Genomic DNA, 19065 nt, shown 5'->3' with positions numbered 1-19065 from the left:
TTGCATCATTATTTATTTACACTGATTCTCAATGAAGAAACTATATGTATTGCTGGCATTTTTGCTGGTACAACTTTCTGCGTATGCCCAAACAGGAAGTATTAGAGGTACTGTGACCGTAAAAGGAAAACCACTTGAGTTTGCTACGGCAGCCCTTAAGGGGACACAATATGGGACTACTACCAATGAGTTAGGAGTTTTTGAGCTTAAAAATGTAAAGTACGGAACGTATCAGTTGGTTATATCGTCTATCGGATACCGCAACATCACCAAGGCGGTGACGATTTCGGAAGCGAAGTTTTTTCAGGAACTTACCCTTCAAACCGAAGAATTGGAAAATTCGCTCAGTGAGGTGGTGGTTACAGGAACCATGAAAGAAGTATCAAAGCTTGACAGTCCCGTTCCCGTTGAAATTTACACGCCTGTTTTTTTTAAGCGAAACCCAGTGCCAAACCTTTTTGAATCACTGCAAAACATCAACGGGATTCGTCCACAGTTAAACTGTAATGTTTGCAACACTGGAGATATTCACATCAATGGCTTGGAAGGACCCTATACCATGATTATGATTGACGGAATGCCCATCGTTTCGGGCTTGTCGACGGTCTATGGTTTGAGCGGAATTCCGAGTGCCCTTATTGAGCGGGTAGAAATCGTAAAAGGACCTGCATCAACGCTTTATGGCTCAGAAGCGGTAGGGGGTCTGATAAATGTTATTACTAAAAAACCATCGTCTGCTCCTTTGGTCTCGGCTGATGTAATGGCAACTTCATGGTCTGAGTTTAATACTGATTTGGGAGTAAAATACCGGTTAGGTGAAAAAGTCCAATCATTGTTTGGTCTAAACTACTTTAATTTTCAGCAGCCTACTGATAAAAACGGCGACGGATTTACGGATATTACCCTTCAAAATCGTATTTCATTATTCAATAAATTCAGTGTTGAACGTAAAGATAATCGTTTGTTTACGGTAGGCGCCCGCTACGTGTACGAAGACCGTTGGGGAGGTCAAACCCAATGGACCCCCAAATACCGAGGAAGTAATGAAGTATACGCTGAAACGATTCAAACTAAGCGGTGGGAGGTGATAGGAGCGTATCAATTGCCAATTAAAGAGAAAATCACGTTTCAATTTTCTGCCAACGGTCACAATCAGGATTCATACTACGGCACTACTCCCTTTAATGCGCTGCAAACAATTGCTTTCGGACAGTTAACGTGGGATAAGAAAGCGGGAGAGAATCACGATTTGTTGATTGGCACTGCTCTTCGCTACACACACTACGACGATAATACCACCGCCACTGCGCTTGATGGCCGGAATGCCCCTTCTGTTGTGAAGCTCCCTGGAATATTTGCCCAAGATGAAATTTCACTGAATGCCAATAACAAATTGTTGTTGGGACTTCGATATGACTACAACTCGATTCACGGAAGTATTCTGACGCCCCGTTTAAACTACAAATGGACCTCCACGGACAAGCGAAATGTATTGCGGGCTAGTTTTGGCAATGGATACCGAGTAGCCAACGTATTTACCGAAGACCACGCTGCCCTGACGGGAGCGCGGCAGGTGGTATTTACGGAAGAATTGAAGCCTGAACGTTCGTGGAACGGTAACTTGAATTACGTTCGCAAATTCTTCCTGACAAACGGAAGCTTCATTGGCTTGGATGCCACGGCCTTTTATACCTATTTTAACAACCGTATCATCCCTGATTACTTAACCGACCCTAACAAAATCATTTACAGTAACTTAGCTGGTAATGCCGTGTCGCGTGGGATTTCGCTAAATGTGGATTTTTCCTTTGCGAATGGCCTAAAAGCCATGGCGGGTGCTACGGCCATGGATGTATTCCAACGAGAGGATGATGGAAGTGGGGAGTTGGTAAAAATGACGCAATTGCTGACGGAGAAATTTACGGGTGTTTGGTCTGTTTCGTATTCTTTCCAGCGCATCGGTTTGTCGATTGATTATACTGGAAATCTGTATGGCCCCATGAAATTGCCCATTTTAGGGCCGATGGACCCGCGCCCTGAGTATTCGCCTTGGTGGAGCTTACAGAATATTCAATTGACCAAGAAATTTAATAATGGGCTAGAAATTTATGGAGGTGTAAAGAATCTGCTCAACTTTACCCCAACACGCGACGCCATTGCTCGGGCCTTTGACCCTTTTGATAAACAGGTGACTTTTGGTGCCGATGGGCAGGTGATTCCGACACCCAATAACCCCAATGCGTTGACGTTTGACCCCTCGTACGTATATGCACCCAACCAAGGCATTCGTACATTTTTGGGAATTAGATATAATTTATTCAAATGAAAAAAGGCATTCTCATCTTGATTTTCGCTTGGTTTGGGCTTTATACCACTCAGGTAGAAGCCCAAACCCTGCAATGGACGTCATTTGAGCATCTAAATGACAGCCTTCGGAAAGAGCGGCGTCCTTTGCTGATTTTTATCCATACAGATTGGTGTAAGTACTGCAAAATGATGGAGTTGAAAACATTTACCGAACCCGAACTTGTGAAGGTGTTAAACGCTCAATTTTACTGTTTAGATCTTAATGCCGAAGATACCCGTACGATTCTGTTTTTAAATAAAAAGTATAAATTTAAACCCAGTGGCGTCAATACTGGCGTGCATGAATTGGCTGAACTGCTGGGAACCGACAAAGGGCGGTTAACGTACCCTACGACGGTCTTCTTTGATCAACATCTGCAATTGCAAAATAGAATGGTGGGAGCCGTGGAAGCCAAACAGTTGCAGCAGCTTTTTGAATGATTAGGCATTTTTACATGATTTTTGTCATTACATTCAACCAAGTCCGGCACCTATCTTGCCGGACATTTGTTTTTATACCATGCCAAAACTATTGGAAACCCGTGAAGATGTAGAGCTGATGGTTAATCAGTTTTACCAAAAAATTCGTCAGGATGCTGAGCTTGGGTATATTTTTGAGGAGGTTGCACACATAGACTGGGACCTGCATCTTCCCAAAATGTATGATTTTTGGGAAGGAATTTTGCTCGGAACGGCCAATTACATGGGTCGTCCTATGCCTCCTCATTTTCGCCTTACTACCAAGTATACACTTACGCCAGAGCACTTTGACCGTTGGCTCCATTTGTTTTTTGAAAATGTGGATGCCTTGTTTGAAGGTGACATTGCCGCCGAAGCCAAGTACCGTGCTTATAGTATAGCAACAATTATGAACCAACGGGTTCAGCAGGTAAATGCGCAGATTTCGGAAGAAAATTGATTTTGAAGGGGTTAGATAAAATGGTTTTTTTTGGGGTTAATTGTAATGATAAAGTTTTTAAATGTACTTTTAGAAGAATGTTGATAGGTAACTAATTGGTATTCATTGACTTTAATTGTATTTATTTTATACCTTTGTGCTGCAAACCAAAACCAACAAAAACACTATGGCTATTGCAAAGCAATTTTTGAAAAGCAAACCTGTCTGCAAAGTAACGTTCTCTCTGTCTGCTGATGTAGTGGCAGATGCTAAAGATGTAGCAGTAGTAGGCGAGTTTAATGACTGGGCTGCCGAAGCCGCTACTAAATTGAAGAAACAGAAAGATGGTTCATATAAAGCAACGCTCGAATTGGAAGCCGGAAAAGAATATGCTTTCCGTTATTTGATCGACGGCGCTACCTGGACCAACGACGAAGCCGCTGACAAATATATCCCAAGCGGAGTATCTTACGAAGAGAACTCAGTAATCGTTCTGTAAGAAAAAACACTGCCAAAACGCCTCTCTCTATCTTTAGAGAGAGGCGTTTTGGTGTTTTATAGGTTGATAATGGCCATTGTTAAACGGCTGATACAAACCAGTTTGTTTTCTTCGTTCGTAATTCGGATTTCCCAGACGTGCGTCGTTCGACCAACGTGAATAGGGGTGGATTTTCCGTAGACCCACCCACTTTTTACCGCTCTAATATGGTTGGCATTAATATCAAGCCCTACGGCTTGCTGCTTGGTGGCGTCGGGCAGGAGTAGGAATGACGAGAGGCTACCGAGGGTTTCGGCCAACACAACAGACGCCCCCCCGTGTAATATACCAAACGGTTGATGCGTACGGTGGTCAACGGGCATTCGCGCCGCGATATAATCCTCGCCGATTTCAAGGTATTCGATGCCTAAATGGTCGCCAATGGTGTTTTTGTTCCACTGTTGAAGGTGTTCGAGCGCAATATTTTTGTTGAACATCAGGAAAAGGGGTATTTTTGTAAACAGAATTTAAGTCGGGGTCGGGTCGTTTGATTTTAGAAAGTTGAATAATATTTTCTTTCTGCACAAAACTACAAAGAACCGCCGAACATACATTAAACTTAAAATTACCCACAAATTGTCTTCAAAAACTATTTATTTGATTCGCCACGGCGAAACAGATTATAATCGTCGCGGTGTTGTACAAGGAAGCGGCATTGATGCCCATCTCAACGAACTTGGTGAGGCACAAGCAAAAGCGTTTTTTGAGGTATATCAAGACATCACATTTGATAAAGTATACACTTCAAAGTTGATTAGGACGGTACAAAGTGTACGCGGTTTTTTGGATAAGGGGCTGCCGCACGAGGCATATGAGGGACTGAATGAGATTAGTTGGGGAATTAGAGAGGGGCGTACGCCCAACAGCATGGACAACGACTATTACCGTTGGCTAGTGACTAGTTGGCAGCAGGGAAAAACCGATTTGCAGGCCGAAGGAGGAGAAAGTCCCGAAGATGTTCAAAAAAGGCAGTTGCCAGTGATTGACTTGATTCTGGCCCGCCCCGAAGAAAAAACGGTGCTGGTAGCCATGCACGGCCGGGCAATGAGGGTACTTTTAGCCACTATTTTTAATCGACCTTTGCACTTGATGGATGAGTTTCTTCACACTAATTTGGGCTTATATCTGTTGCATTACGATTACAATTCAAAAAGCTTTTCTCTACAAAAAGAAAACGATATTGCTCATTTACAATCTCTCGAAACCCTCTAATCATGAATCGTACTCAACTGATTGAACAGATAAAACGAAAAAAATCATTCCTCTGTGTTGGCCTTGACCCTGATTTAAAAAAACTCCCCAAGCATATTCTCCGTGAGCCAGATGCCATTTTTGAGTTTAACAAACGGCTCATCGACGCGACGGCCCCTTATGCCGTAGCCTATAAACCCAACATTGCTTTTTATGAAGCCCTCGGTCCGCGCGGTTGGAATAGTTTGCAGCGTACATTAGGATACATTCCCAAGGATTGTTTTACCATTGCCGATGCCAAACGGGGTGATATTGGCAATACTTCCTCGCTCTATGCACAGGCGTTTTTTGATAAAGGTTCTTCGGGAATGTCGTTCGACAGCATTACGGTAGCTCCTTACATGGGGCGCGATTCGGTCATTCCTTTTTTAGAATTTAAAGATAAATGGGTGATTTTGTTGGCCTTGACTTCCAACGAAGGCAGCGCTGATTTTCAAACCATGATGATGAACCCCAAACTCTCCCGCAACGATGACGATGATTTTGGGCTTTCCAACAGTCAGGTGGTGCTGGATAACGAAAACGAATATTTGTTTGAGCGGGTCATTCGGGTATCTCAACAGTGGGGGGGCAATGACCGCCTTATGTATGTTGTGGGGGCTACACAAGCACCTATGTTGCAACAAATCCGTAAACTTGCGCCTGAGCATTTTCTGCTGATTCCGGGCGTAGGTGCGCAAGGGGGCAGCCTAGAAGAAGTATGTAAATACGGCATGACCAAAGAATGTGGATTGTTGGTCAATGCTTCGCGGAGCATTATTTACGCGTCTTCAGGGATTGATTTTGCCCAAAAGGCGGGCGAGGAGGCAAAACGAATGCAGCAGGAAATGGAGCAGCAATTACAAGCATTTAAGATAATATAAGACAAAGGAATGGTTGTTATCTGTTGATTTTCAGTTTTTTAAACAGCCATTCCTTCTCTACTTCAACTACTTCGGCGGGTTGCATTGTGCCCAGCTTAATATCTTCAATGGCCCAACGGACCAAGCGCAGCGTGGGAAATCCTACGGTTGCGGTCATGCGCCTCACTTGGCGGTTTTTTCCTTCATGAAGCGTAAGTGCTATCCAACTTGTCGGAATGCTTTGGCGCACTCTAATCGGGGGAGTGCGCGGTGGTAAAGGGGGCTCGTTGACCAATAATTCTACCTTTGCGGGAAGCGTTTGGTGAGGCTTGCCATCTATCGAAATTTTTACCCCTTTCTGAAGTTCTTCAAGAGCGGTGTCTGTAATTTGTCCGTCTACCTGCACAAAGTAAGTCCGCTGATGTTTGAATTTTGGATTTAGCAGACGATTGTTGAGAAAAGTATCGTTGGTTAACAAAAGCAGTCCTTCACTATCGGCATCTAACCGACCGACAGGGTACACGTCTTTGGAAAAATCAAAAGGTAAATCTGCCAACGTAGCCTTGTCGCCTTCTCGCGAAAACTGCGACATCATGCCGAAGGGCTTGTAAATGAGGAAATAATGGTATTTCATTTTAAAAGACGGCTATCGAAGGAGAAAGGGACAATTTCTACAACTTTTGCTTCCTTCATGCGGGGATGATTTGGATTGATAAGGTAGTTGAAAGACATTGGTACAATAACTGATGGTAATCCGATTGTTAAATGCGTTTGTTGAGCAAACCAATTTGCTGTAAATTGTTGAGTAGCCGCTGATATATGAATATCATTCCAGTTTTGTGGCAATAGCTCAGCATTCACTCGCAAAATAGTGTCTGACGGGATTTCGATGGTTGCCAAAACGTGCCGTGGTAAATCATCAAGGTACATTTCTTCAATATGTACCAACGTTTCTAAAAGAGCTAACTCTGGAGAAGCAGAAGTATAAACGACGGCGTTGCCAATCGTGTTCCACCGACCTCCAAATAGTTCGGCACCATATCCTGATAAAATGTTTTCGATGGAAGCAAACTTTGCTTTTTGAAGACGAAATACTTGAATCATTGTCAGATATACACGCTGTGTTCGATGCGTCCTAAGGCAGTTTCAACGATTTTCATACCGGTCATTGTATTGAGTAGGGCAAGTGGGGCTTCGCCATACATAGTGCGCAGGTGTCGCCTCATCCAACGCTTAAACTTTTCCCGGTCTTCAAATACCTCTTCACCATATTGGAGTAATTTTTTTAACTGCAACAGTCGGTCAGAGGCACTTACATCAAGGCGTGCTTCTTCTTTATATCGGTGATAGGTACGTTCCGAAAGATTAAGGATTCGAGCCATTTCGCGGTCGGTCAGGCCATAAACTTCTGCCAACGCATCGGCGTCGTCTTTGGTGAGACCTTCGCGGGTTTTTTCGATGAGCAAAAAAGGGTCATCAAAGGTCAGCAGCATGAAGGTTGATTTTCTTGATGGCGCCATCATGGTAGTGTGCTATTTGACACAAAGATAAGTGACATTTGGCGTATAGTCAAGTTTGCTACCAAAAAGTCACCTATAAATTCTCTTGCAAGAGACTCATTAACTAGGTAGAACGCTGGTTAAACCTTTTCAATGACAATCGCCGATGCGCCACCACCGCCGTTGCAAATAGCGGCAAGACCGTATTTACCGCCTTTTTGGTTCAATACATTTTGGAGGGTGACCATAATACGCGCCCCTGAGCACCCTAATGGATGGCCTAACGATACGGCGCCACCAAACACGTTGGTTTTTTCGTGGGCAATGCCCATTTCTTTCATAAATGCCATAGTCACTACGGCAAACGCCTCATTTACTTCAAAATAGTCAATTTGATCTATAGTGAGGCCCGCCTTTTTGAGGGCTTTGGGAGCCGCCACCGTGGGAGCGGTTGTAAACCATTCTGGCTCATGCTCAGCATCGGCAAAGGAAACAATCCGGGCCAAAGGAGTAATGCCCAATTCGTTTACTTTTCGTTCGCTCATCAAGACCAGTGCCGCCGCTCCGTCGTTGATTGTGGAAGAATTTGCTGCCGTTACGGTGCCGTCTTTGTTGAAGGCGGGCCGTAGCGTAGGAATTTTATCGAACTTAACGTTTTTGTATTCTTCGTCCTGTGCCACTACGATGGCATCGCCTTTGCGCTGAGGGACTTCAACCGAAATCACTTCTTTATCAAAATAGCCTGCCTTCCATGCTTCGGCGCTGCGTTGATAGGAAGCGATGCTAAAGGCATCCTGCTCCTCACGCGTGAAACCGTATTTGACGGCGGTAGCATCGGCGCATACGCCCATGGCCATCCCGCCGTATGCATCTACCAAACCATCTTTGGCGAGACCGTCGATAAAGGTGCCATTGCCGTAGCCGTAGCCGCCAAAACGGGCCTTGTCGAGATAAAAAGGAGCGTTTGACATGCTTTCCATACCACCTGCTACCACCACATCGGCTTGACCTAGTAAAATATCCTGTGCGCCCATCATCACAGACTTCATGCCAGAAGCGCATACTTTGTTGACGGTTGTGCAGGTAGCATATTTGCTGAGGCCTCCCAAAATAGCCGCCTGACGCGCGGGAGCCTGCCCAAGATTGGCGGATACCACGTTGCCCATGTACACGGCTTCTACGAGTTGCGGGTCGAGAGATAGAGATGACAGCGCCCCGTGAATGGCTGCCGCGCCTAAATTCGTAGCTGAAAGACTTGATAATGTGCCGCCGAAGCTACCAATGGGTGTTCTTACGGCCGAAACAATGTAGACGTGCATTAGCGTTGATGAGTTGAAGTGATTTTGGAATGAGTATTCATGCCTGATTTTTTTGATAAGCAAGAACCAAAGGTAAAGGTTTTTCAGTTTAGTCAATATGTCTAAAACATACTATTGGTTGGGGGCCGCAATGGTTTTTGTAGCGGCTTTTTGCTTTGCACTCAAAGGAATATTTATCAAATTGGCGTATCGTTATGAGATAGATACTATTTCACTTTTGACACTCAGGATGGGGCTTTCGTTCCCTATTTATGCGTTTTTTGCCTTTCGTCTTACCGTACAGGAAACCAATGTTCGGTTTACCCTAAAAGATTGGTTGTGGGTGGCAGGTTTGGGAATTACAGGGTATTATTTTTCAAGCTACTTTAATTTTTTGGCGTTTAATTACATCAGTGCGGGCCTAGAACGAATCCTGTTGTTTACGTATCCTACGTTTGTATTGGTTATTAACGCCATTTTTAGAAAAAAACGTGTAACCAAACTGCAAATGGCGGCCTTGGGCTTAACCTACTTTGGGATTTTGTTAGCATTTCTGCAAAACATTGAGCCTGGGCAGCAAAAAAACCTCATTTTAGGTGCTTTTTGGGTTACGTTGAGCGGGTTGGTTTATGCGTTTTATTTGGTAGGAGGCGATAAAATCATTCCAAAAGTAGGCTCGCAAAAATTTACGAGCTACGCAATGATTGCCGCCACTATTCCTACCATTTTACATTGTTATGCCGTCAACGGTCTCGAAATTTGGCACTATCCGCCGCAGGTCTATTGGATTGGAATCACGATGGCCATTGTGGTTACGGTACTGCCTACGTTTGCGTTGGCGGAGGGAATCAAGCGGGTAGGAGCAGGAAATGCGTCTATTATTGCCAGTATTGGCCCGATTTTTACGATTTTTCTGGCTACCACCATTTTAGACGAACTTATTACCCCACTCCAGATTTTCGGAACATTGCTGGTGCTTGTGGGGGTATTTCTGATAAGTTGGAAAGGCAAAAAGTAAACTAGGAAAATGCTGATAATCGCCTAATTTTGACCCGCGTTCATTTTTTCGTACGCTTCAATATTGGAGTTGTTTTTTCTTACTCGTATGTTTTTTCGCCGCATTTATCAATTTCATGAACGAATCAAGTCAAATTGGCTGTGGTTGGTTTTGACTTCTTATTTGATTACCGCTTTTTTGACGCTTGGCCTCCACGCGTGGCAACCAGGGGAGGCAGGAGTGCTTTTGGACGGTTTTCTGACGGCTCTGGCAGGTATTTTAACCACGATTGTGGTGACTACTTTTTCGTTTGTATTTGTGGCGTTGCAATTGGCTTCGGTGCAATTTTCACCGCGTATCATACGGTCTTTTTTTGAATATGATCAATTTAGCCGTTTTTTTCTGTGGTCATTTCTGGCGTGCGTAGCGTACCTGATGGGTTTACAATATTTTGGGTGGTCAGATGCGGCCCTGATTTATCCCAAATTCGGGATTGTGGGTAGCTTTTACCTGATTATAATGGTGTTTCCGTTATTCATTCATCACATTATTGGCAACATCAACGCGTCCAGTATTACGCATAACATTGCCCTTCGAACCGTTCGGGAAATCGACGAATTGTACGACGCCCTGCCGCCTCTGCCTGAAACAGAAACGGTGATTCGGATTAGGTCACCTATCAGCGGATACTTGGATTCTTTGCGGTATCAAAAGTTAGCCCAAATTTTTCCCGATGACCGTCATGTCAGAATGGATGTGCGTCCGCACATTGGCAGTTTTGTGATTCAGGGGGGGATTTTAGCCGAAATAAAGTGTCCTTCCGAGAGAAAAAACCTTTTTAAGGCCTTAGAAAAAGACATATCGGCTTGTTTTGTGGTGGATAAATTTCGCAGTTATAAACAGGATATCCCCTTCGGAATCAGGCAATTGGTCGATATAGCCATTAAAGCCATCTCGCCCGCCGTCAATGACCCAACTACTGCCCTAAACTGCCTTGATTATCTAGGAACAATCATCGAAAAAGCGGCGTTGAGCGAAATTGTTTCCAAAGAAGCAAAACTGTTGGCCGCAAAAAATATTTTTATTCGGGAGTTTAATTTCGAACAACTCGTGGATTTGGCCTTTGATCAAATTTATTTTTGGGGAAGAGAGGACTACATCGTTGTGAGGCACATTGTGAAGACCATCACCAATTTGGTGCCCTTTATGCCTACCTCTGACAGGCTTTTGGTAATAGCCCATCAAGTGGATGATTTGGAATTGCAGTACCTTCATACCATAACTCCAGATTCGTCAACAAAGTATGCGGGTTCATTTGCTAGGTGCGAACACCGAAACAGTCTTCGGGATCATTTGACGGAATTTTATGAGGCCGTAATTAAACGAATCGAAGAACTGAATGCCAAAGAAGAAAGGATTCAAAAGAAAGTGGCGGTATATAAGTGCTATCTGAAAGATTTGGATTCGAGTCGGGAAGAAGCGCGGTTTTGAAAATAAAATGCCGAAGGCGTTGTTCCTGCCTTCAGCATTTTTTTCTGCTCCTATTGACTCCAGCTAGTTGGCTCGCGGTCCCAGCGGTGGCCTTTGAGTATTTCGAGCAATTCTGCCTCTAATCCCGTTCCGTCAGAAGAGGCCATGTTGGCTTCTACGTTACGGAGTTTGCGCATTCCTGGAATGGTGGTTGCCACATCGGGATTACTTAAAATAAACCGCAGTGCCATTTCTGGCATGGTCATACCCGACGGAATCAGTGGCCGTAGTGCATCGGCGTGGTCGACGCTGGAATTGAGGTTTTCGGGCACAAAATACGTAGCCCGCCAATCGTTCGACGGGAACGTGGTTTCTTTGGTCATCGTTCCAGTGAGCGTACCTTCATCAAATGGTACACGGGCAATCACAGCCACGTCCAACTCGCGGCATAATGGGAACAGATTGTCTTCGGGCGCTTGGTCAAAAATATTATAAATGACTTGCACCGACGAAATAAGCCCTGTTTTGAGAGTGTTCAGTACGTTATCGGGTTCCCAACGATTTACGCTGATACCCCAGTGCAGTACTTTTCCGTCGCGGGTGAGCTGCTCAATCGCTTTTTGCCATTCTTCGTGCTGAGCCCAATGGTCTTCCCATACGTGAAACTGCTGTAAATCAATGGTTTCAACGCCGAGATTCCGAAGGCTTTTTTCGGTGTACTCAATAATATGTGACGCCGGAAAGCATTCTTCTAATGGATATTCAGCTTTGGATGGCCATTTAAAGTTTTTAGGCGGGATTTTGGTAGCTAGGTACAGACGTTGGTCTGGATGACGTTTTACTAGTTCGCCGAGGGTTCGTTCGCTTTGCCCGGCACCGTATCCCCAGGCGGTGTCAAAGAAATTACAGCCTAGTTCGACGGAGCGATTCAGTGCCGCATTGTACTCATTTTCTTCGGAGCCAGTCCATCCTGCCAGCCCCCACATTCCGTAGCCGATTTCGCTTACCTGCCAATCTGTTCTTCCAAATCTTCTATATTGCATCGTGTTGGTATGATATTTTTATATGATAAAAGTAATGTATGTTGTAGTATTACTTTTATGTAAAAATGACTTTTGTGTAGAGTGACCATTTTTAGTTTGCAAAGTACTCTTTCTCAATACCTTTTTATTTACGTTTTACTGTTTGCAATTTTTCGGTTTCAAGTATGTCTTTTTCCAAAACAACTCAAATCATCCTTTCCTTATTCGGCGTGTTAGCGGTTGTGGTGGGAGGCATGTTGACTTGGGCCTATCAATACCGCGACGACGCTTTTCAATACATTCTAAAAAAAGCAAATCAAAATATTAATGGTCGGTTGACGGCCCGTGATTTTGGCTTTACGCCTTTTGCTAACGGAATTGGCTTCTCCTTCTCGCTTTTTGACGTTCATTTGCAAGATACGGCTTATGCCAAGCATCGTACAGAGCTTCTTTTTATTCAGCAACTTACGATTCAGGTAGACGTAAAAAGCCTGTTTAAAAAAGAATTTCAAATTAAATCAGTTTGTCTGAAAGAAGGTAAAATCAATATTCTCGTCGACAAAGACGGGTACAGTAACCTTAGCGTTTTTCGTCCACGAGATAGCTTGTCAGTGGGCCAAAAGAGAGACCCTGCATCCCTCAATAAAGTAATTGGAAATTTAAGGGATGTGTGTCTCAAAAATGTATCCTTTTCTTTGGAAAATATCCGCAAAGCCCAACACATTGCCTTAAAAGCCGAAGATTTGACCAATTTCGTCAACCGACGGGATACGCTTTGGGAGCTGGAGTTGAAAGGGAAAGTCTATTTTGATGAAATGACGTTCAATAAAAAGCGGGGGGCGTTTCTGAATCATAAACCCACCGAACTGGATATGAACATGACGTTTAGCTCTCAAACGTCCTTTTTGCGCATTTTTCCTTCCAAGGTCAAAGTCTATGACGATACTTTTGAATTGAAAGGTAGCTTTGATTTTGCACCTCAAGGCCACGCTCGCCTTGAAATTAAGACCGACACGATTCACGCGACGCGGGCATTGGCGATTCTCCCCAAACGGCTAGCCGATACAATCAGCCGGTTTAATATTCTGCCCGTCGTAACTGCTACCGTCCAGTTGGATGCGCCGTTGTTTCAACGGGAAAATCCAACGGTGTCAATTGATTTTCAGACCAAAACATTTAATTATGAAAGCCCCATTGGAGCTATATTAAACGTAGTGGCAACGGCCCATTTTACCAATCAGGCCAATCCTGCGCTGCCGGCAAGTGACCAAAATTCCCGCCTGATTGCTAAGCATGTAACGGGCCAATTGTATGGAAATATCCCATTGAATACATTTTTCACGGTCACTAATTTTGAGACACCCTTTCTGTCCATGGAAGGCAACTTCCAAGCAGATTTGCCCCAATTAAATTCATTGTTTGACGAAAATTACTTTAGATTAAATGCAGGAAAAGCGCTTATCAGTTATTGTTATACGGGCAAAATGAATCCTATTTTTAACGAAAAAACCAATGAATTGAACGGGAAGTTGGACGGGACTGCCAAACTCGAAAATGCCGCTTTTACGTATTTTCCTCAACGAATGAATTTTACCCGCATGTACAGTTCTATCCGATTCAATGAAAAAACGGTTGATTTGTCCTACCTGCATTTTAATCACCGACGAAACAAAATTCGGATAAGTGGCAAAGTGACGGGGCTGTTGCCTTATGCGTTCAATTCGTCCGATAAAGTCAATGGATACATAGCTCTGTTTACGCCAGATTTGGGATTGGATTGGATTCGGGACTATAACAAAACGATTTCTAGAAAAAACAATAAGCTTTTTACCAAATTGATTGCCAAAATCGCGTCACAGCTTGAATTGAAGGCGGTGGTGATGGCTAAAAAAGTGCATTATCGTAAGTTTGAAGCTACAAATGTAAAAGGGCACATCTATTTCAGTGAGAAATCAGTAAAATGTGAAAACGTAAAAATGAACGCCTTTGGCGGTGATTTTTACGTCACTGGAGGAATTGAGGATTTTGACCGTCCAGTTCACCGTCTATATGCGCGGGGAAATGTAAATCATGCCGACGTCCAAAAGGTTTTTTATGCGTTTGAAAATTTTGGGCAGACCACCATTTCGGACCGTAATCTCAGCGGAAAAATCAGCACGGATTTCACTTACAGCAGCCAACTGACGACTTCATTTAAGTTTGTGCCAGCGAGCATGAAAGGGCGCCTTTCATTTGAGCTTTCCAATGGGGAATTGAATCATTTTGAGCCGATTCAACGGATTCAACGAATCTTTTTCAGAAAAAGAGATTTTGAAAACGTGCGGTTTGAGAACATTAAAAACCAGTTTATTCTTCAGGGACAAGAGATAAACATGGAGCAAATGAAAATCGAATCCAGCGTGCTTACCTTTTTTGTGGGAGGAACTTATAGTTTCAGAGATAAAACGGATTTGTTGGTGCAAGTACCCCTAAGTAACCTGAAACGGAGTACAAATGATACCATAATGCATAACTTAAATGGAAATAATTTGGTCATTAGGGCTTTGGACGAAAAAGGGGAAATTAAGTTGAAATATCAATTGGATTGGCGTAAGAAGTTAAGACGGGCCGACCGACCAGATTCATCGCCTTTAAACTTAAGATAACCTTTGTTTTTGAAAGATGGTGTTAACAATTTCTTAACATACGCCTCAAAAGTTTACTTTACCTTTGCCCTCAAAACCTAGCTTAATAAACACATAAGTAGATAGTTTACATAGGTGTAAGCCTTTAAGTATCAAAAAAAAGGTAAAAAGTAAACTATAAACGATAAACTACGAACTCCCCATGTTTGGCTTAGAAACAGACATTTTTATTCTTCTCTGTATTTGCATTTTATGCGCCTGTGCTTTTGAATTTGTCAATGGTTTTCACGATACCGCCAACGCTGTTGCTACCGTTATTTACACCAATTCCCTTAAACCCACTACCGCCGTTATCTGGTCGGGTTTCTGTAATTTTTTAGGTGTTATTTTGGGAGGGATTGCCGTGGCAATGGGAATTGTGAACCTTTTGCCCGTTGAGTTGCTCATTGACCAAAATGTCTATCACAGCATCGCTATGGTGCTTGCGTTGCTATTGAGCGCCATCATCTGGAATTTCGGAACTTGGTATTTCGGATTGCCCTCTTCAAGTTCTCACACGTTGATTGGTTCTATCTTAGGGGTAGGTTTGGCGTTTTCGGTGATGCCCGAAGCCACCGAAGGTGCGGGCGTAAACTGGGGCAAGGCCACCGAAATCTTTGGGTCGCTGCTGTTGTCGCCGCTGGTTGGGTTTAGTTTGGCCGTTATCCTCATGTTTGTATTGCGGCGTGCCTTGAGCAAAGAAGCCCGCGAACAAGTATTTAGTGAACCTAAGAAAAACCAAAAGCCGCCGTTGTGGATTCGGATTGTGCTGATTGTAACTTGTACAGGGGTAAGTTTTTTCCATGGTAACAACGACGGTCAGAAAGGAGTGGGGCTGGTTATGCTAATTTTGATTGGTATTGTACCTACGTATTTTGCGCTTAACAATGAAGTAGACCCTAAGTCACTGAAGCAAAATTTGGTGACCATCGAACAGACGTTGGCGAAGATTGATACCACATTGCTGGGAATCGAAGAAAAAAAACAACTCTCAAAAATCAGAAGTAGCAGCAGTGACCTGAATACCTTAGTGGTACACACCACAGAAGGGAAAATACGGCAGGACGAGCGCCTGAATGCGCGCCGCGATATATTGGTGATTAACAGTAATTTGAAAAAATTGACTGAAAGTGCTTCGGCCAACCTTAGTGAGCAGGATAAAGCGTCCATCAAAGAAAATACCGATGACAAAAAAGGCCTGCGGCGGTATACCGATTACGCACCTTTCTGGGTTGTTTTGATGATTTCGCTTTCGTTGGGCTTGGGTACGATGGTGGGTTGGAAACGTATCGTAGTGACCGTGGGTGAAAAAATCGGTAAGTCGCACCTTACCTATGCGCAGGGCGCATCGGCAGAGCTAGTAGCGGCCAGTACGATAGGCTTGGCTTCTGGGTTGGGACTTCCCGTGAGCACTACACATATGCTCTCGTCGGGGATTGCGGGCACGATGGTGGCCAGCAAAGGAATCAAAAACCTGCAAGCCAAAACGGTTCGAAATATTTTGCTTGCGTGGGTTTTGACGTTGCCCGTTTCTATTTTTCTGTCGTTTACACTCTACGTATTTTTCCGCTGGATTTTATAACTCAAAAATACTGACGGAAATATCTTTTAAAAACCTGACGGAATTTCGACTCCGTCAGGTTTTTTTATGCAACATTTGAGCACTATTTCGCGTTAAAGTTTAGCAGAAATTAATCATTTTGCTAACTTAGCCGCTTACGCATCGCACCCGACTTATTATGCAAAAGCATACATTCATATCCGGCTTGGCCTTTGTGGGTTTAATGGCCATTTTGACCGCGTGTAATTCTACACAATCTATTTTTAAACAGGGAGTTCGCAAGTTTGACAACGGTGAATACAGCCTGGCAATTAAGGATTTACAGGCGGCAGTTACCGCTGGTTACGAACTTGGTCGTGCCAACTATCTCATTGCCGAATCGTTTCGTATGTCGAATCGGTTCGAGTTGGCGGTTCCGTATTATCAAAAAGCCTTAGAAAACGGGGTAACCAATCCAGAAGCCCCCTTTAATTATGCCTTTGCGCTCAAAGCCGCAGGCAAATACGCCGAAGCCGCCGCTCAACTCGAAAAATACATTGCGAGCAATCCTACCAATAAAGTAGCTACCGAAAAAGCAAACCGTGAATTGTATACCCTCAAAGCGATTGATATTATTCAGCAGAAAAAGACCTTTTATCTGGTCAAAAATTTGGGCAAACTTAATACCGCTGGCGCAGAATTTTCGCCTTTTGTGAAAGATGAAGACCTGATTTTTGCTGCCACCCGCAAAGCAACCCTGTACAAAAACAACGGGATGCCGATGACGGGAATTTATAAAGTAAAATTGGCGGAAAACTATGACGAAACGGGCGGTGAGCCAGAGGTGTTCAGTCCAGCCTTGTTTTTGGAGGGAGTCAATGAGGCCAACGTTACGTTTACCAAAGACGGAAAAACGGTTGTATTTGCGCGCGGAAATACGGGCAAAAAGAAAGGAACCGCCGATGTGGATTTGTACCTTAGCCGCTTTGCGAGTAATAAATGGACCGAGCCGCGCCTGATTCCCGTGAGCGATTCTGCGGCGTGGGATGGTAGCCCAGCCTTTTCGCGTGATGGTCGGACGCTTTATTTTTGTTCGAATCGTCTGGGTGGAGTGGGCGGAATTGATATTTATCGGGCCAACATGGATGCCTCGGGGCGTTTCAGTAAGCCCGTCAATATGGGCAAAGATATTAACACACCTGGCGATGAGATGTTTCCGTACGTAGGGCCCGATGCGAAACTGTATTTCGCGTCTGATGGTCACCCGGGCTTAGGCAAACTGGATTTATTTGTGGCAACGCGTTCGCAAGGGGTAATTACCATCGAAAACCTCGGCGCTCCTATCAATTCCCGCTTTGACGATTTTGGATTGGTATACGCCGACGAAGACATGAAATACGGTTTCTTCTCTTCCAACCGAGAAGGAGGAAAGGGAGATGACGATATTTATACCTTTGAAGATGAAAGCGTAGGGTTAGATTCTACCCAAATCGCCGAGCTTGAAAAACTACCTCTGGATGACCCTCGTCGTCGGACGGTTGGCAAGCCCGAGCCGCCTAAAATTGTCAATTACTACTTGGCAGGAACGGTTGCTTCCAACGAAACACCAGCGGCGTTGCTCGATTCGGTCATTGTAAAAGTATTTGAAATCAGCGCCGATAGCTTGGTGGGACAGGGCGTTTCAACTGGTGGTGGTGTATTTGGTACGTTTCCGTTGGAAGAAGGAAAAGATTATTCTTTGTTGATTGAAAAGCGGGGATATATCACCAAACGAGAGCCATTTACGATGGCGGGAAAATCCATTCCGCAAATTTTTCGTAAGAAGCTGACGATGGATACCACGTTTTATGTAGCGCTGAAAATGGACCGTTTGGCGGTGAACAAGACCTTTGTACTTGAAAATATTTACTACGACTTGGATAAATTCAATATCCGCTCAGATGCCGCCGTTGAACTGGACAAATTGGTTCAAATCCTGAAAGATAACCCTACCGTAAGTATTGAGCTGAGTTCGCATACCGATGCGCGCGCTTCGGAGAGCTACAACAACAAACTGTCGCAAAATCGGGCACAATCGGCGGTGGATTATATCGCGACGAAAGGAATTGAAAAAGAACGATTGATTGCCAAAGGTTACGGTGAATCGCGGTTGATTATCAAGGAGGCGAAAACCGAAGATGAACACCAGAAAAACCGCCGTACTGAATTTACGATTTTGAGTTATTAAGAAAATGGAGTTTTAAGGAATTAATTGGGTAGAGACGCATAATCATGCGTCTCTATGTTTTTTTACGCTTTTCAAAAATGATTTTGGCGAAGGTTTTATCGGGTTGTGTTTCGTTAATTAGAATGGCTTCCTGCACAATTTCCAGAAAGGAATCTTCAATGGCTCGGAATTCCTGAAGGTTGCGTACCGTTATACCCCGAATTAGCTTGCGGCCTTTATCTTCCAACAATCCCTGCTCGTTTGACAACAAAAAACCTTTTACAAAGCCAATTTCAACGCCTTTGGTTTTGTGTATTTTTCCAAAATAACAGATGTAGTCTAGGCAAATAAAAAAAATGGTATTGCTGTACATAAACTTTTCGCGCATTTTTGGGTGTGCGACGAGCAATAACTGTCGAATGTACTGGAGTACCTGTCGGATTTCGGGGGTTTGATTGGCAAAAAAATCGTCGATGTCTGAATAGGTAGTCATGC

The 19065-nt window shown here is 44.0% G+C and carries 18 protein-coding genes; 11 read left to right on the top strand and 7 right to left on the bottom strand.

What is annotated here, in order from left to right:
* Positions 1–31: 31 nt before the first annotated feature.
* The 4 genes from DVG78_RS25715 to DVG78_RS25700 all read left to right on the top strand — a co-directional run bounded on the left by DVG78_RS25715 (position 32) and on the right by DVG78_RS25700 (position 3743).
* Entirely contained in the window at positions 32–2326 is a 2295-nt protein-coding gene (locus DVG78_RS25715) for a TonB-dependent receptor (RefSeq protein ID WP_114463885.1), read from the top strand.
* Entirely contained in the window at positions 2323–2787 is a 465-nt protein-coding gene (locus tag DVG78_RS25710) for a thioredoxin family protein (protein WP_114463884.1), read from the top strand. The genes DVG78_RS25715 and DVG78_RS25710 overlap by 4 nt, the downstream gene beginning before the upstream one ends.
* A 79-nt stretch (positions 2788–2866) precedes the next feature.
* Positions 2867–3265 (top strand): group III truncated hemoglobin, encoded by a 399-nt coding sequence (locus DVG78_RS25705; RefSeq protein WP_114463914.1) that lies wholly within the window; start codon positions 2867–2869, stop codon positions 3263–3265.
* Between the two features lie 166 nt (positions 3266–3431).
* The gene (locus DVG78_RS25700; protein ID WP_114070338.1) at positions 3432–3743 is read left to right on the top strand and encodes an isoamylase early set domain-containing protein; all 312 of its coding nucleotides are present in this window, start codon (positions 3432–3434) and stop codon (positions 3741–3743) included.
* 56 nt (positions 3744–3799) lie between these two features.
* Here DVG78_RS25700 and DVG78_RS25695 read toward each other — a convergent pair whose 3' ends face one another.
* Positions 3800–4219 (bottom strand): hotdog fold thioesterase, encoded by a 420-nt coding sequence (locus DVG78_RS25695; RefSeq protein ID WP_114463883.1) that lies wholly within the window; start codon positions 4217–4219, stop codon positions 3800–3802.
* 139 nt (positions 4220–4358) lie between these two features.
* Between DVG78_RS25695 and DVG78_RS25690 the strand changes: the two genes are divergently transcribed.
* Positions 4359–4994 carry a histidine phosphatase family protein gene (locus tag DVG78_RS25690; protein ID WP_114463913.1) on the top strand — a complete coding sequence of 212 codons (636 nt, stop codon included), beginning with the start codon at positions 4359–4361 and terminating at the stop codon, positions 4992–4994.
* 2 nt (positions 4995–4996) lie between these two features.
* Complete coding sequence (pyrF, locus tag DVG78_RS25685; protein WP_114463882.1) at positions 4997–5896, top strand: orotidine-5'-phosphate decarboxylase; 900 nt, start codon at positions 4997–4999, stop codon at positions 5894–5896.
* 16 nt (positions 5897–5912) lie between these two features.
* Here pyrF and DVG78_RS25680 read toward each other — a convergent pair whose 3' ends face one another.
* The 4 genes from DVG78_RS25680 to DVG78_RS25665 form a co-directional block, all read right to left on the bottom strand.
* Positions 5913–6509, bottom strand: a complete 597-nt coding sequence (locus DVG78_RS25680) for a pseudouridine synthase (protein ID WP_114463881.1) — start codon at positions 6507–6509, stop codon at positions 5913–5915.
* Complete coding sequence (locus tag DVG78_RS25675; RefSeq protein ID WP_114463880.1) at positions 6506–6979, bottom strand: RES family NAD+ phosphorylase; 474 nt, start codon at positions 6977–6979, stop codon at positions 6506–6508. The genes DVG78_RS25680 and DVG78_RS25675 overlap by 4 nt, the downstream gene beginning before the upstream one ends.
* Before the next feature lie 2 nt (positions 6980–6981).
* On the bottom strand, positions 6982–7398 hold the full coding sequence (locus DVG78_RS25670) for an Xre family toxin-antitoxin system antitoxin (protein ID WP_229598322.1): 417 nt from the start codon (positions 7396–7398) through the stop codon (positions 6982–6984).
* A gap of 116 nt (positions 7399–7514) precedes the next feature.
* Positions 7515–8693, bottom strand: a complete 1179-nt coding sequence (locus DVG78_RS25665) for an acetyl-CoA C-acyltransferase (protein ID WP_114463911.1) — start codon at positions 8691–8693, stop codon at positions 7515–7517.
* 97 nt (positions 8694–8790) lie between these two features.
* Here DVG78_RS25665 and DVG78_RS25660 point away from each other — a divergent pair, with 97 nt between their 5' ends.
* The gene (locus DVG78_RS25660; protein ID WP_114463879.1) at positions 8791–9690 is read left to right on the top strand and encodes a DMT family transporter; all 900 of its coding nucleotides are present in this window, start codon (positions 8791–8793) and stop codon (positions 9688–9690) included.
* Between the two features lie 87 nt (positions 9691–9777).
* On the top strand, positions 9778–11160 hold the full coding sequence (locus DVG78_RS25655) for a DUF2254 domain-containing protein (protein ID WP_114463878.1): 1383 nt from the start codon (positions 9778–9780) through the stop codon (positions 11158–11160).
* 50 nt (positions 11161–11210) lie between these two features.
* Here DVG78_RS25655 and DVG78_RS25650 read toward each other — a convergent pair whose 3' ends face one another.
* Entirely contained in the window at positions 11211–12182 is a 972-nt protein-coding gene (locus DVG78_RS25650; RefSeq protein ID WP_114463877.1) for an aldo/keto reductase, read from the bottom strand.
* 164 nt (positions 12183–12346) lie between these two features.
* Here DVG78_RS25650 and DVG78_RS25645 point away from each other — a divergent pair, with 164 nt between their 5' ends.
* The 3 genes from DVG78_RS25645 to DVG78_RS25635 all read left to right on the top strand — a co-directional run bounded on the left by DVG78_RS25645 (position 12347) and on the right by DVG78_RS25635 (position 18591).
* Positions 12347–14806 carry an AsmA-like C-terminal region-containing protein gene (locus DVG78_RS25645; RefSeq protein WP_114463876.1) on the top strand — a complete coding sequence of 820 codons (2460 nt, stop codon included), beginning with the start codon at positions 12347–12349 and terminating at the stop codon, positions 14804–14806.
* Positions 14807–14987: 181 nt separating this feature from the next.
* Positions 14988–16406 (top strand): inorganic phosphate transporter, encoded by a 1419-nt coding sequence (locus DVG78_RS25640; RefSeq protein WP_114463875.1) that lies wholly within the window; start codon positions 14988–14990, stop codon positions 16404–16406.
* A 157-nt stretch (positions 16407–16563) separates the two neighbouring features.
* On the top strand, positions 16564–18591 hold the full coding sequence (locus DVG78_RS25635; protein WP_199563297.1) for a CHU_0125 family OmpA-like outer membrane integrity protein: 2028 nt from the start codon (positions 16564–16566) through the stop codon (positions 18589–18591).
* Between the two features lie 52 nt (positions 18592–18643).
* Here the strand turns inward: DVG78_RS25635 and DVG78_RS25630 are convergent, their stop codons facing one another.
* Entirely contained in the window at positions 18644–19063 is a 420-nt protein-coding gene (locus tag DVG78_RS25630) for a DUF1801 domain-containing protein (protein ID WP_158550097.1), read from the bottom strand.
* Between the last annotated feature and the right edge of the window lie 2 nt (positions 19064–19065).

This window comes from Runella aurantiaca (genome assembly GCF_003339505.1).
In the GTDB taxonomy this organism is placed as follows: Bacteria; Bacteroidota; Bacteroidia; order Cytophagales; family Spirosomataceae; genus Runella; species Runella aurantiaca.
This window is presented reverse-complemented; position numbering and strand designations above follow the sequence as displayed.

Excerpts from the sequence above, each read along its gene's own strand:
- DVG78_RS25715 (WP_114463885.1), top strand. The coding sequence starts at position 32 with ATGAAGAAACTATATGTATTGCTGGCATTTTTGCTGGTACAACTTTCT.
- DVG78_RS25710 (WP_114463884.1), top strand. The coding sequence starts at position 2,323 with ATGAAAAAAGGCATTCTCATCTTGATTTTCGCTTGGTTTGGGCTTTAT.
- DVG78_RS25705 (WP_114463914.1), top strand. The coding sequence starts at position 2,867 with ATGCCAAAACTATTGGAAACCCGTGAAGATGTAGAGCTGATGGTTAAT.
- DVG78_RS25700 (WP_114070338.1), top strand. The coding sequence starts at position 3,432 with ATGGCTATTGCAAAGCAATTTTTGAAAAGCAAACCTGTCTGCAAAGTA.
- DVG78_RS25695 (WP_114463883.1), bottom strand. The coding sequence starts at position 4,219 with ATGTTCAACAAAAATATTGCGCTCGAACACCTTCAACAGTGGAACAAA.
- pyrF (WP_114463882.1), top strand. The coding sequence starts at position 4,997 with ATGAATCGTACTCAACTGATTGAACAGATAAAACGAAAAAAATCATTC.
- DVG78_RS25680 (WP_114463881.1), bottom strand. The coding sequence starts at position 6,509 with ATGAAATACCATTATTTCCTCATTTACAAGCCCTTCGGCATGATGTCG.
- DVG78_RS25675 (WP_114463880.1), bottom strand. The coding sequence starts at position 6,979 with ATGATTCAAGTATTTCGTCTTCAAAAAGCAAAGTTTGCTTCCATCGAA.
- DVG78_RS25670 (WP_229598322.1), bottom strand. The coding sequence starts at position 7,398 with ATGATGGCGCCATCAAGAAAATCAACCTTCATGCTGCTGACCTTTGAT.
- DVG78_RS25665 (WP_114463911.1), bottom strand. The coding sequence starts at position 8,693 with ATGCACGTCTACATTGTTTCGGCCGTAAGAACACCCATTGGTAGCTTC.
- DVG78_RS25660 (WP_114463879.1), top strand. The coding sequence starts at position 8,791 with ATGTCTAAAACATACTATTGGTTGGGGGCCGCAATGGTTTTTGTAGCG.
- DVG78_RS25655 (WP_114463878.1), top strand. The coding sequence starts at position 9,778 with ATGTTTTTTCGCCGCATTTATCAATTTCATGAACGAATCAAGTCAAAT.
- DVG78_RS25650 (WP_114463877.1), bottom strand. The coding sequence starts at position 12,182 with ATGCAATATAGAAGATTTGGAAGAACAGATTGGCAGGTAAGCGAAATC.
- DVG78_RS25645 (WP_114463876.1), top strand. The coding sequence starts at position 12,347 with ATGTCTTTTTCCAAAACAACTCAAATCATCCTTTCCTTATTCGGCGTG.
- DVG78_RS25640 (WP_114463875.1), top strand. The coding sequence starts at position 14,988 with ATGTTTGGCTTAGAAACAGACATTTTTATTCTTCTCTGTATTTGCATT.
- DVG78_RS25635 (WP_199563297.1), top strand. The coding sequence starts at position 16,564 with ATGCAAAAGCATACATTCATATCCGGCTTGGCCTTTGTGGGTTTAATG.
- DVG78_RS25630 (WP_158550097.1), bottom strand. The coding sequence starts at position 19,063 with ATGACTACCTATTCAGACATCGACGATTTTTTTGCCAATCAAACCCCC.